At 42.1% G+C, this 13,307-nt stretch carries 10 protein-coding genes and 5 tRNA genes; 12 read left to right on the forward strand and 3 right to left on the reverse strand.

The window, feature by feature from the left end:
• Window positions 1-36: 36 nt before the first annotated feature.
• On the reverse strand, window positions 37-891 hold the full coding sequence (gene folD / locus PASHI_RS20505) for a bifunctional methylenetetrahydrofolate dehydrogenase/methenyltetrahydrofolate cyclohydrolase FolD (RefSeq protein WP_054553151.1): 855 nt from the start codon (window positions 889-891) through the stop codon (window positions 37-39).
• A gap of 341 nt (window positions 892-1,232) precedes the next feature.
• On the opposite strand from folD, the gene PASHI_RS20510 reads away from it, so the two are divergent.
• The 12 genes from PASHI_RS20510 (at window position 1,233) to PASHI_RS20570 (ending at window position 11,389) form a co-directional block, all read left to right on the forward strand.
• Window positions 1,233-1,309: transfer RNA gene (locus PASHI_RS20510), tRNA-Pro, on the forward strand.
• A gap of 50 nt (window positions 1,310-1,359) precedes the next feature.
• Window positions 1,360-1,436: transfer RNA gene (locus tag PASHI_RS20515), tRNA-Arg, on the forward strand.
• 23 nt (window positions 1,437-1,459) lie between these two features.
• Window positions 1,460-1,535, forward strand: a tRNA-His gene (locus PASHI_RS20520).
• Between the two features lie 16 nt (window positions 1,536-1,551).
• Window positions 1,552-1,628: transfer RNA gene (locus PASHI_RS20525), tRNA-Pro, on the forward strand.
• Window positions 1,629-1,753: 125 nt separating this feature from the next.
• Window positions 1,754-1,830: transfer RNA gene (locus PASHI_RS20530), tRNA-Pro, on the forward strand.
• Between the two features lie 410 nt (window positions 1,831-2,240).
• Entirely contained in the window at window positions 2,241-3,545 is a 1,305-nt protein-coding gene (tig, locus tag PASHI_RS20540; protein ID WP_054553149.1) for a trigger factor, read from the forward strand.
• Between the two features lie 273 nt (window positions 3,546-3,818).
• Window positions 3,819-4,436, forward strand: coding sequence for an ATP-dependent Clp endopeptidase proteolytic subunit ClpP (clpP, locus tag PASHI_RS20545; RefSeq protein ID WP_054562075.1), 618 nt, complete (start codon window positions 3,819-3,821; stop codon window positions 4,434-4,436).
• A 135-nt stretch (window positions 4,437-4,571) separates the two neighbouring features.
• On the forward strand, window positions 4,572-5,855 hold the full coding sequence (clpX, locus tag PASHI_RS20550) for an ATP-dependent protease ATP-binding subunit ClpX (protein WP_054562074.1): 1,284 nt from the start codon (window positions 4,572-4,574) through the stop codon (window positions 5,853-5,855).
• 143 nt (window positions 5,856-5,998) lie between these two features.
• A complete protein-coding gene (gene lon, locus PASHI_RS20555; RefSeq protein WP_062566865.1) occupies window positions 5,999-8,359 on the forward strand; it encodes an endopeptidase La in 2,361 nt (786 codons plus the stop codon).
• A 197-nt stretch (window positions 8,360-8,556) separates the two neighbouring features.
• Window positions 8,557-8,847, forward strand: coding sequence for an HU family DNA-binding protein (locus PASHI_RS20560; RefSeq protein WP_175580427.1), 291 nt, complete (start codon window positions 8,557-8,559; stop codon window positions 8,845-8,847).
• A gap of 158 nt (window positions 8,848-9,005) precedes the next feature.
• On the forward strand, window positions 9,006-10,907 hold the full coding sequence (ppiD, locus tag PASHI_RS20565) for a peptidylprolyl isomerase (protein WP_062566866.1): 1,902 nt from the start codon (window positions 9,006-9,008) through the stop codon (window positions 10,905-10,907).
• Window positions 10,908-10,990: 83 nt separating this feature from the next.
• The gene (locus tag PASHI_RS20570) at window positions 10,991-11,389 is read left to right on the forward strand and encodes a GNAT family N-acetyltransferase (protein WP_054562071.1); all 399 of its coding nucleotides are present in this window, start codon (window positions 10,991-10,993) and stop codon (window positions 11,387-11,389) included.
• Between the two features lie 162 nt (window positions 11,390-11,551).
• Here the strand turns inward: PASHI_RS20570 and PASHI_RS20575 are convergent, their stop codons facing one another.
• Together PASHI_RS20575 and PASHI_RS20580 are read right to left on the reverse strand one after the other, a co-directional pair.
• On the reverse strand, window positions 11,552-12,313 hold the full coding sequence (locus PASHI_RS20575; protein ID WP_054562070.1) for an ATP-binding cassette domain-containing protein: 762 nt from the start codon (window positions 12,311-12,313) through the stop codon (window positions 11,552-11,554).
• Window positions 12,313-13,305, reverse strand: a complete 993-nt coding sequence (locus PASHI_RS20580; RefSeq protein WP_054562069.1) for a peptide ABC transporter ATP-binding protein — start codon at window positions 13,303-13,305, stop codon at window positions 12,313-12,315. Before PASHI_RS20580 ends, PASHI_RS20575 begins: the two co-directional genes overlap by 1 nt.
• Window positions 13,306-13,307 lie beyond the last annotated feature (2 nt).

Consider the following 13,307-nt stretch of genomic DNA (forward strand, 5'->3'; position numbering starts at 1 on the left):
GCCAATTGGCAGCCTTTTGCAATAATTTAGCTCTTCTTAGCTGTGGTACTTTTCACACGCTTCAAGGGTGTTTTCGATTAAGCTTGCCACAGTCATTGGGCCAACACCACCTGGTACTGGTGTAATGAAATGTGCTTTTTGTTCAGCGATATCGTATTCAACATCACCAACAAGCTTGCCAGATTCAAGGCGGTTAATGCCTACATCAATTACGATAGCACCTTCTTTAACCCAATCACCCGGAATGAACTCAGGTTTACCAACCGCAACAACTAATAAATCAGCGCGGCGAACATGCGTTTCTAAATCTTGAGTAAACTTATGGCACACCGTTGTTGTACAGCCTGCAAGTAAAAGCTCAAGTGACATAGGGCGACCAACAATGTTTGACGCACCAACAACAACTGCGTGCATACCTTTGTAGCGAACACCGGTAGAGTCGAGTAGGGTGATAATACCCTTCGGCGTACAAGGACGAAGTGCCGGCATACGCTGAGCTAAACGACCAATATTATAAGGGTGGAAACCATCAACATCTTTATGTGGTGTGATGCGTTCAAGAATTTTTTCAGCATCAAGACCCTGAGGTAAAGGTAACTGTACTAGAATACCGTCTACTTCTTTGTCTTCGTTTAGTTGATCTATTAATGCAAGTAAATCTTGCTCAGTTGTGTCGCCAGGTAAATCGTAAGACTTAGATACAAAGCCGACTTCTTCACATGCTTTACGTTTAGAACCAACATACACTTGGCTAGCTGGATCTTGACCAACTAACACAACTGCTAGTCCTGGAGCGCGTAATCCATTCGCTACACGCTCTGCAACTCGCTCTGCTACATTGCTGCGTACTTGTTTAGCTATTGCCTTACCATCGATGATGTTTGCCGTCATGGGTGACCTTTAATTGGGGTTAGTTAACTTGATACTGATACATCTAAATATGATTATCCAATAAAGGGGGCGTGGATACACAAATCATGTTTGTTTGATCATATTTATTTATGTTGCGTATTTTCGCAGAAAAGCATCATAGCGCCAAGATGCAATCTTATATAAAGCGCTACTTTATAAAAAAGAGTTCAAATTTTAGCTTATATTTGCAATATTTAACCATTATGAACTAAAAGTGACCGATTGAATTATTTTCTTAAAAAAATGTTTGACCTGACTCGGTCAAATCACTATTATGCACCCCGTTGTTAACGAGGTCACTCGCAAACAACGGTAAGCATCGGCGATTAGCGCAGTTTGGTAGCGCACTTGGTTTGGGTCCAAGGGGTCGCAGGTTCAAATCCTGCATCGCCGACCACTTCTTCTTTAAGAAGCGGCGCTTACAGGCAAACTTATGAAGTTTTCGATGCGCCCGTAGCTCAGCTGGATAGAGCAACGCCCTTCTAAGGCGTTGGTCGAAGGTTCGAATCCTTCCGGGTGCGCCATTTGAAAATATGTAAATGCCGTGGTGATTGTAGCTCAGTTGGTAGAGCCCCGGATTGTGATTCCGGTTGTCGTGGGTTCGAGCCCCATCAGTCACCCCAATTTACTCTAAGATATCGGCGATTAGCGCAGTTTGGTAGCGCACTTGGTTTGGGTCCAAGGGGTCGCAGGTTCAAATCCTGCATCGCCGACCACTTTTAGAAAGTTTAAGGTCAAAGAACGATTGGTTTGGGTATATCCAATTCAGTCGAAGGTGCAAATTTTGCATCGCCGACCACTTTTAATAAGTGGTCTTTATTTTCAAAACTTCTCTCAGTATCGGCGATTAGCGCAGTTTGGTAGCGCACTTGGTTTGGGTCCAAGGGGTCGCAGGTTCAAATCCTGCATCGCCGACCACTTTTAAAGATTTATGGTCAAAGAACGATTGGTTTGGGTATATCCAATTCAGTCGAAGGTTCAAATCCTGCATCGCCGACCACTTCTCAATTTCTAAATACATCCTTTAATTCAGCTTAATTCTACTTTGTTATTTTGTTGCGTTCGTTTTTTACGCATTTAAACGCTGATTGCTGCTATATACGCCAAATAATTGCCCCCCAGACTCGACTATAATAAATATTAGGTTATAATGCCGCGTCTATTGTTTAACATAGTGCCCATAGAGGCAAAGCAGCAATGGTATCTCATGGTTACAATGCGCCGTTTTAAGTTGAAATATTCAGCGTTAAAACTTGCTATCACTCATGGAGATCACCTTGTTTGTAAGGAAGGCGAACAGTCGCCAAAATTGAAGATTGAGGTAAATCATGCAAGTTTCTGTTGAGACGACTCAAGGCCTTGAGCGCCGTCTGACCATCACCGTTCCTGCAGAGAACGTTGAGACTGAAGTAAAAAAACGCTTACAACAACTGTCTAAAACCCAGCGTATCGATGGTTTCCGTCCTGGTAAAGTACCAGCGTCTATCATCAACAAGCGTTACGGTGCTGCAGTACGTCAAGAAGTTGCAGGCGAATTAATGCAACGCAACTACATCGAAGCAATCGTTTCTGAAAAAATTAACCCAGCTGGTTCACCTACTTTCGCTCCTAAAGCGTTAGAAGCTGGTAAAGATTTAGAGTTCGATGCAACTTTCGAAGTTTACCCAGAAGTTGAAATCCAAGGTTTAGATAAAATCGCTGTTGAAAAGCCAGCTGTATCTGTAACTGACGAAGACCTAGCTAACATGCTAGAAACTCTACGTAAGCAACACGCTTCTTGGGCTGAAGTTGACGCAGCTGCAGGCGAGAACGACCGTGTAACTATCGACTTCGTTGGTTCTATCGAAGGCGAAGAGTTCGAAGGCGGTAAAGCTGAAGACTTCCCACTAGAACTTGGTCAAGGTCGTATGATCCCAGGTTTCGAAGACAACATCGTTGGCAAAAAAGCGGGCGAAGAAGTTGTTGCTGAAGTAACTTTCCCTGAAGAGTACCACGCTGAAAACCTTAAAGGTAAAGCAGCTACTTTCGCAATCACTGTTAAGAAAGTTGAAACTCAAGAGCTTCCAGAGCTTAACGACGAGTTCGCAACTAAATTCGGTGTAGCTGAAGGCGGTGTTGACGCTCTTAAAGAAGAAGTTAAAAAGAACATGACACGTGAGCTTGACCAAGCAGTTAAAGCTAACGTTAAAGATCAAGCTATCAAAGGTCTTTTAGCTAACAACGAAATCGAAGTGCCAAAAGCGCTAGTAGATCAAGAAATTGATGCACTACGTCAGCAAGCTGCACAACGTTTCGGTGGCGACGCTAAAAACATGCCTGAGCTTCCAGCTGAATTATTCCACGAGCAAGCTGTAACTCGCGTTAAGACTGGCCTATTACTAGGTGAAGTAATTAAAGCGAACGAGCTTAAAGTTGACGACGCTAAAGTTGAAGAGTTAATCGCAACTGTAGCTTCTGCATACGAAGATCCAACTGAAGTAGTAGAGTACTACAAAGCAAACGATCAGCTTATGCAGCAAATGCGCAACGTAGCGATGGAAGAGCAAGCAGTTGAAGCTATCCTAGCTAAAGCAAACGTGACTGACGTTGAAAAAGCATTCGACGACATCATGAATCCACAGCAAGGTGCTTAATAAGTCATTGACTTAAGCTCTCGCTAGCGATTAAATGGCTCGTGTTACCCTGTATTTATACAGCGTACTCGGGCCATTTTAGTTTGTGGTATCAGTTTCAAAAAAACCAACAATACTGATGTTATTTCAGAACTTTTTTCGGCGAGGATTGAATTTGTTCTGATAAGTTCCTATATAGTTATAAAGATTGAATAGACAGCTTAATTTACATTAGTATAAATGTGCTTTCCTTATAGTAAGGATGAGTCGCAGCGGATAAGGAATTAAATAAGAATGAATAGCGGTATGATAGACCCTCTAAACGCACTAGTCCCTATGGTTGTTGAACAAACAGCTAAAGGTGAGCGCTCATATGATATTTACTCACGTCTTTTAAAAGAGCGCATTATTTTCTTAACTGGCCAAGTAGAAGATAACATGGCTAATTTGATTCTTGCGCAAATGCTGTTTTTAGAATCAGAAAACCCAGAAAAAGATATTTATCTTTACATTAATTCGCCAGGCGGTTCTGTGACTGCGGGTATGGCAATTTACGATACAATGAATTTTATCAAGCCTGATGTAAGCACTATTTGTGTTGGCCAAGCGGCAAGCATGGGTGCATTCTTGCTATCAGGTGGCGCTAAAGGTAAGCGTTTTTGTTTACCTAACTCACGTGTAATGATCCACCAACCATTAGGTGGCTTCCAAGGTCAGGCATCTGACTTTGAGATCCATGCCCGTGAAATTTTATCAATTAAAGATAAGTTAAACCGTTTAATGGCTGAACATACTGGCCAGCCACTCGATGTGGTTTCTCGTGATACAGACCGTGATAACTTTATGACTGCTAGCGAAGCAGTTGAATACGGCCTAGTTGACTCAGTATTTTCAAGCCGCGATTCGAAGTAATCTGAATAGCTAATAATAACGTATTGTTAGCTATCACCCTTTACTATGCGAAAACTGATATTCTTTGATATAGTTAAACATAGTGAATTAGCAGTAGCCCAGTGCTACTGCCAACGTAATAAATGAGGTAGCTGAATGTCTGACACTCCTACAGACGGCGACAAAAGTAATAAATTGTTATACTGCTCTTTCTGCGGCAAAAGCCAGCACGAAGTTCGCAAACTAATTGCTGGCCCTTCAGTATATATTTGTGATGAATGTGTAGAGCTGTGTAACGATATTATCAGGGAAGAAATCAAAGACATTGCGCCGAAGCATAATGCGTCTGATAAACTGCCTGTGCCGAAAGAAATTCGTGATCACTTAGATGATTACGTGATTGGCCAAGACCACGCGAAAAAAGTGCTGTCGGTTGCGGTATACAATCACTACAAACGTTTACGCAATCAAACAATCAATGCAGATATTGAGCTTGGTAAGAGTAATATTCTATTAATCGGTCCTACAGGTAGTGGTAAAACATTACTTGCTGAAACAATGGCTCGTTTACTTGATGTACCATTCACGATGGCCGATGCAACGACACTAACTGAAGCAGGTTATGTAGGTGAAGACGTTGAAAACATCATTCAAAAGCTACTGCAAAAATGTGATTACGACGTAGAAAAAGCACAACGTGGTATTGTTTACATTGATGAAATCGATAAGATTTCTCGTAAGTCTGACAATCCATCGATCACCCGTGACGTATCGGGCGAAGGTGTACAACAAGCCTTACTTAAGCTAATTGAAGGTACGGTTGCATCTGTGCCACCACAAGGCGGCCGTAAACATCCACAGCAAGAGTTCTTACAAGTTGATACTTCTAAGATCCTATTTATCTGTGGCGGTGCGTTTGCTGGCCTAGATAAAGTGATTGAACAACGCAGCCATAAAAATACCGGTATTGGTTTTGGTGCTGAAGTTAAGCAATCATCAGGTAGCCGTAGCTTAAGTGAAACATTTAAAGATGTTGAACCAGAAGATTTAGTGAAATACGGTTTAATTCCTGAGTTCATTGGTCGACTTCCGGTTGTTGCGACACTAACAGAGCTAGATGAAGCGGCGCTTATTCAAATTCTGAGCGAACCAAAAAATGCATTAACTAAACAGTTCTCTGCATTGTTTGCGATGGAAGATGTTGAGCTTGAGTTCCGTGAAGATGCACTTAGCGCAATTGCTCATAAAGCAATGGAGCGTAAAACAGGTGCTCGTGGCTTACGTTCAATTGTTGAAGGCGTATTACTTGATACTATGTATGAATTACCTTCAATGGATGATGTTAGCAAAGTGGTTATTGATGAAACCGTTATTAAAGGTGAATCAGACCCAATTTTGATTTACCAAAGCGGTAACCAAGACAAAGCTGCATCAGAATAAAGCTGTAATAGTTTAAAAGTTAAGCAGTTGAACACGAAAAAGGAGCCAAAGGCTCCTTTTTTTATAAATATGTTGAACTTTCCCTTACATATCCCCATATACTTGAGTAATCTTTAAAATAAATGAAGTGCGAAGAGAATATAATGACGCTTGAGAGAACAGATCGAGTCGAAATCCCCGTGTTGGCACTGCGCGATGTAGTGGTTTACCCACACATGGTGATCCCGCTATTTGTTGGTCGTGAAAAATCAATAAAATGCCTAGAAGCGGCGATGGACAAGGACAAACAAATTTTCCTAGTGGCGCAAAAAGACGCCTCTGTTGATGATCCGCAGCAAGATGATATCTACCGTGTTGGCACCATTGCCACAGTACTTCAGTTATTAAAGTTACCTGATGGCACCGTTAAAGTGCTTGTTGAAGGCACACAACGTGCGAGCGTTGAAACGTTTTTAGATAACGATGATTTCTTTGTGGCTGAAGCACAGTTCATCGAATCAGGCCATATCGACGAGCAAGAACAAGATATCTTTATTCGCAGCGCAATTAGCCAATTTGAAGGCTATGTAAAGCTTAATAAGAAGATCCCACCTGAAGTACTTACTTCTGTGTCTGGCATCGATGAAGCTGCACGCCTTGCTGATACCATGGCAGCACACATGCCGCTTAAGGTACCTGAAAAGCAAAAAGTACTTGAGATTGCCGATGTGACCGAGCGTCTTGAATACTTAATGGCACTGATGGAAGGCGAGATTGACTTACTGCAAGTTGAGAAAAAAATCCGTACCCGCGTGAAAAAGCAGATGGAAAAGTCGCAGCGTGAGTATTACCTCAACGAGCAAATGAAAGCGATTCAAAAAGAGCTTGGCGAACTTGATGATGTACCCGATGAATTCGAAGCAATTAAAAAACGCATCGAAGAGTCTGGTATGCCTAAAGAAGCGCAAGAGAAAGCAAACGCTGAGTTATCTAAATTAAAAATGATGTCGCCGATGTCGGCGGAAGCAACCGTCGTGCGCTCGTACATTGATACCTTAATCAATGTACCTTGGAAAAAACGCTCTAAGGTGAAAAAAGACTTAGCTGGCGCACAGAAGATTTTAGATAGTGACCATTACGGCTTAGATAAAGTTAAAGAGCGTATTATTGAGTATCTAGCGGTGCAGCAGCGCACTAATAAGCTTAAAGGCCCAATTTTATGCTTAGTTGGTCCTCCTGGTGTAGGTAAGACTTCACTTGGTCAGTCAATCGCACGCTCTACAGGTCGTAAATATGTGCGTATGGCATTAGGTGGCGTTCGTGACGAAGCGGAAATCCGCGGTCACCGCCGTACTTACATTGGTTCTATGCCTGGTAAGTTAATCCAGAATATGACTAAAGTTGGTGTAAAGAACCCACTATTCTTACTTGATGAAATCGATAAGATGTCATCAGATATGCGTGGCGACCCTGCATCAGCATTACTTGAAGTACTTGATCCTGAGCAAAACAGCCATTTTGCCGATCACTACTTAGAAGTTGATTACGACCTATCTGACGTAATGTTCGTGGCAACATCAAATAGCTTTAATATTCCAGGTCCGTTATTAGACCGTATGGAAGTGATTCGTTTATCGGGTTACACCGAAGACGAGAAGCTAAACATTGCTAAGCAACACTTGATTCCAAAACAAGTTAAGCGCAATGGCTTAAAAGAGCATGAAGTTGAAATTGCTGACAGTGCAATTATTGGCATTATCCGCTACTACACACGTGAAGCGGGCGTTCGTAACTTAGAACGTGAAGTGTCAAAACTATGCCGTAAAGCAGTTAAAAACATCCTGCTTGATAAAGACACTAAAAAGGTACTTATCGACGATAACAACCTTGAAGAGTTCTTAGGCGTACAACGTTTTGATTATGGTAAAGCTGAAGACGGTGACCGTATTGGCCAAGTAACGGGTCTTGCGTGGACTGAAGTAGGTGGTGATTTACTGACTATTGAATCTGCAGCTGTACCAGGTAAAGGCAAGCTAACTTACACAGGTTCGCTTGGTGATGTAATGCAAGAGTCAATTCAGGCTGCGATGACGGTTGTTCGTAATCGTGCTGAAAAACTTCGCATTAATAGCGACTTCTATGAGAAACGTGACATTCATGTTCACGTGCCAGAAGGTGCAACACCAAAAGATGGCCCAAGTGCTGGTATTGCCATGGTAACTGGTTTGGTATCGAGCTTAACGGGTAACCCTGTGCGCTCAGATGTAGCAATGACAGGTGAAATCACATTACGTGGTGAAGTATTACCAATTGGTGGCTTAAAAGAGAAGCTACTGGCAGCGCATCGTGGTGGAATTAAAACCGTTATTATTCCAAAAATTAACGAACGTGACTTAAAAGAGATCCCAGACAACGTATTAGAGGGCCTTGAAATTCACCCAGTTACATGGATTGATGACGTTTTAAAACTGGCTTTGAAGCACCCAGTAGAGAGTTTTTCTGTCGAAACTGAAAAAAACCAGTAAAAAACCGCAAAAAAGTGCATTTAGGGGCTTTTCAAATACAAAGGGTATGATAAGTTAAGCACTAGTTTTCAAGCCTAGGCCTTATGTGGCCTAGGGTTGAGAAAAATATAATAAACTGAGCATAAACTTAATTTGCTCATAAATTTTCAAAACAGTGATGTTATTTTTTATAAAAACAATCGCTCTTGATAATAACAATGAAAGAGGATGATATTGTGAATAAATCTCAATTAATCGATCAAATCGCAGCTGACGCTGACATTTCTAAAGCGGCTGCAGGTCGTGCACTAGATTCATTCATCGAGGCTGTTTCAGGCGCTCTTAAAGATGGCGATTCAGTAGCGCTAGTTGGCTTTGGTACTTTCTCTGTACGTGAGCGTGCAGCGCGTTCAGGTCGTAACCCGCAAACTGGTGAGACTATCCAGATTGCTGCAGCAAACATTCCTTCTTTCAAAGCAGGTAAAGCGCTGAAAGACGCAGTAAACTAATCATTAAAGATTAGTTGGTGAGAGATACCTAATCACACTTAAATTGAATTTAGGTAACTTATCACCAGTTACTTCAAGTGAAAAAGCGTATCTGGTAAGATACGCTTTTTTTACATGAGCAGGGTTAATTTGTACCTGATCAGAATAGAGATAGATAAATGCTTGAGAAAATCAGAGAAGGTTCGCAGGGACCTGCAGCCAAAATTATTTTAGGCGCGGTGATTTTATCTTTTGCTTTAGCTGGGATCGGTGGTTATTTAGGACAAACCACAGAGCAACCCGTTGCAGAAGTAAATGGAGTTAAAATTAGCCAAACCGAATTCAGCCGTGCATACCAAAACGAACGTAACCGTTTAGAACAACAATTTGGTGAATACTTCGCACAAATCGCTGCTGATCCAAATTACATGGCACAAATTCGCCAAGGCGTAATCGACCGTTTAGTACAACAAGAATTGCAAACTCAACTAGCGGCAGAATTAGGTCTTCGTGTAAGCGACGAAAGTGTTCGTAAAGCAATTTTAGAAATGCCTTACTTCCAAGTAGGCGGCCAGTTTAGCAACGACCGCTACTTACAAGTTATTCGTCAAATGAATTTCCAACCAGATGCTTTCCGTGAATATTTACGTGAAGACATGACACGCAGCCAATTAGTAGGTGCTGTTGCTGGTACAGATTTCATCTTAGAAAATGAATTAAACAACAGCGTTGCTCTACAACAGCAAACGCGCAGTATTGATTACTTAGTTGTTGCTAAAGAATCATTACAAGAAGGTATCGAAGTAACAGAGCAAGAAATTGCTGATTACTATGAGTTGAATCAACCGCAATTCTTAGCACCAGAGCAAGTGTCTGTAAGCTACATTGACTTAAATGCAGCTACCTTAACGCTTGATTCAAGTGTTTCAGAAGAAGATATCAAAGCTTACTATGATCAAAACAGTGCACAATATGTTGAGCCTGAAAAACGTCGAGTATCGCACATCTTAATTGATAACAGCGAAGACGATGATGCAGCAAAAGCGAAAGCTGAAGAGCTACTAGCGCAGTTACAAAGCGGTGCTGATTTTGCTGAGCTAGCTGAGTCATCTTCTGATGACGTAGTGAGTGCAGAAATGGGCGGCGACCTAGACTGGATTGAACGTGACATGATGGACCCTGCGTTTGAAGATGCAACGTATGCACTTGAAAGCAAAGGCGACATTTCTGACGTTGTAGAATCAGAGTTTGGTTATCACATCATCAAACTTACTGATATTCAAACACAGCAAGTTAAACCATATGCTGACGTAAAAGATGAGCTTCGCGCTGAACTTGAGCGTACTAAGAAAATTAATGCGTTCTATGAAAAGCAAACTCAAATGGGTGAGCTTGCGTTCGAAATCTCAGATACTTTAATTGATGCAGCAGAAGCAGCAGGCGTTGAAGTACAGAAAACAGAACTTGTTACTCGCAATGCATTACCTGAGCCGTTAAACAACCCACAAGTTGTTACTGCTATTTTCTCACCTGAAGTGTTAGAAGACCGCATGAACTCAGAAGTAATTGAAGTAGGCGATGAGCATGCTGTTGTTGTTCGTGTAAACGATCACAAAGCTGCTACAACGAAAGCACTAGCAGATGTTTCTGAGCAAATTAAGGCGACGTTAGTTTCACAAAAAGCATCGGAGCTTGCTAAAGAAAAAGCACGCACTCTATACGCTGAGATCGAAGCTGGTAAGAGCCTAAACGAAGTTGCACAAGCTGAAGGCCTAACAGTACGCCAAGAAGCTGCACTTGCTCGTCAAGCTTACACAGTATCACCAGCGATTGTTCAACAAGCTTTCAAAATGGCTCACCCACAAGGTGCACCAGAGGTTGAAGTTGTTGACCTAAACAATGGCGATGCTGCAATTGTTGCGCTAAAAGCAGTTAATCCAGCGACTGAAGTTGAGATTAATGAGCAACAAAAGCAAAACATCACTATGGCTCAAGTGAATAAAAACTACATGGTATTTATTGCAGCACTAAAAGCACAAGCTGAAGTGCAAGTACCACAAGCGACTCAAGCTGCTGAATAATTAGCAAACAGAGTTAAATAAAAGGCGCCTATTGGCGCCTTTTTTGTTACCGTTAAAGCTAATGCAAGTTACAAAGAGCTTTTATGGAGTACAGTCTAATAGAGCAGCTACCAAGCGCAGAAGAATACTGTGACATGCGCCTTAAAGCTGGCTTATCAGCACGTTCATTAGCGGCTGCAAAGGCGGGGTTACCAAACTCTCTTTATGCTATTTGTATTCGTAAAAACGATGAGTTGATTGGCATGGGCCGCGTTATTGGTGATGGCGGTTGTAATTTTGAAGTGGTTGATATTGCTGTATCACCTGAATATCAAGGGCAAGGGTTAGGGCGTGTCATTATGGAACATGTTGACCGCTACATTGAATCTGCCGCCTTTGAAGGTAGTTATGTCACTATGGTCGCTGACAAACCAGGCTTTTACGAAAAGCTTGGCTACAAGTTTGTCGCACCACAAAGCCAAGGGATGTATAAAAAGTTTTGATAAGAGTAAAGCTGCAAGGGGAAAGAGTAAAGTTTCGAGGGGAAAGAGTAAAGTTTCGAGGGGAAAGAGTAAAGTTAATTGAGTGATCAAACCGCTCGCGTAGGAGGCGTTTTAACGCCGAATCAAACTGACAGCTTACGGCTGATAGCTGACAGCTCACTATCAGCAGTTCAACAACTTCTGCGTCACGTTTGATTGTGGGTTTTGGAAAATCGCTTCGGTTTGGCCGTATTCAACAATCTCACCGTGATCAAGTACCACAAGTTGGTCGCTAATATGACGCACTAAACTTAGGTGATGCGTAATAAGCACATAGCTAAGGCCAGTATCTTTTTGTAGACGCAGTAATAAGTTTACCGTTTGTGCACGCACAGACGGGTCTAGAGACGATAATGCCTCATCGAGCACTACAACCTTAGGGTCTAAAATTAAAGCCCGTGCAAGCGCTATACGTTGTAATTGTCCACTACTAAACATATGAGGGTAATAGTGCTGATGATCTAACAGCAAACCCACTTTTGCGAGGGTTTGTTTAATTTTATCTTCACGCTCTTCTTTGTTTAAGTCAGTGTTGTACTGTAAACAGTCATTAAGCATGTCGCCAATGGTTAAACCTGGGTTCAACGACGCTTCAGAGTCTTGGAAGATCATACGAATATGGCGACAGTCGTTATCACGCAAGCCATCATTTTCGATGATATTACCATCGAGCAAAATTTGCCCTTTATCAGCGTTGTCGGCTCCTGAGAGTAATTTAGCTAAGGTACTTTTACCTGAGCCGGTTTCGCCGATAATTGCAATGGTTTCACCTTGTCCTAAGCAAAACGAAATATCTCTTAAAACAGAGAATCGTTTGCGTGAGAACAAGCCTGCACGCAGGTTAAAACTCTTTGATAACGCTTGAACTTTGAGCAGTGGTTGCATTATTTCATCGCCTTAATTAATGGGAAATGGCAGGCATAACTATGACTATGATGCTTGGTCAATTTCGGGGTAACCACACATTCTTTTTGTGCTTGTGGGCAACGAGGACCCAAGCGGCAGCCTATTGGCAAATGCTGCAAGGTCGGAATGGTGCCTTTTAAAGCATAAAACGGCTCTTTGTGGGCAAGCCCTTGCTCGTAGTCAGGCAAGCTTTTTAACAGTGCTTGAGTATACGGATGATATGGCTGACTAAAAATACGATTAGTTGGGCCAGCTTCAACCATTTGTCCGCAGTAAAGAACATGCATGCCATGAGACCATTCAACAATTTCTTCAAGTTCGTGAGAAATCATCAAAATCGACATGTTCTTTAGCTGGTTCAAGCTTTTTAACAGTCTAAATACTTGTGCACGCGTGGTGCTTTCAAGGGCGGTAGTTGGCTCATCGGCAATCAATAGTTTCGGAGTACGCGCAATGGCCATGGCAATCATTACTTTTTGACAAATCCCTTCAGAGAGCTCATGAGGGTAGCTGTCGAGTACCTTTTTATGATCTTTAATACCGACCTTGTGGATTAACGCTTTTACTCTGTCTTTACGCTGTTTATTTCGCTTTAAGAAAAAGCCACTGGTTGCTTGCGCAGGCAGGGTTTCGGCAATTTGGTCAAATATCTTGGCAGTTGGATCTAGGCAGCGACTCGGATCTTGGTAGATCATAGCAATGTCTTGACCTACTAGTTTACGGCGTTGCTCGTTAGATAAGCGCATTAAATCAACACCACGCCAATGCATGCGATCAGCGGTGATATGCCAGCGTTTATTTAAAACCCCAACAATGGCTTTTGCAATTAAGCTTTTACCTGAGCCAGACTCGCCAACTAAAGCATGCACTTCACCTTCTTTTAAGGTCATGCTGACTCTATCAACCGCACGAATAACGGTATCTGAGGTGCGTAACTCTATCGTGAGATTGCGAATATCGAGTAATTGCATAA

It is taken from the genome of Pseudoalteromonas shioyasakiensis (assembly GCF_001550135.1).
GTDB lineage: Bacteria > Pseudomonadota > Gammaproteobacteria > Enterobacterales > Alteromonadaceae > Pseudoalteromonas > Pseudoalteromonas shioyasakiensis.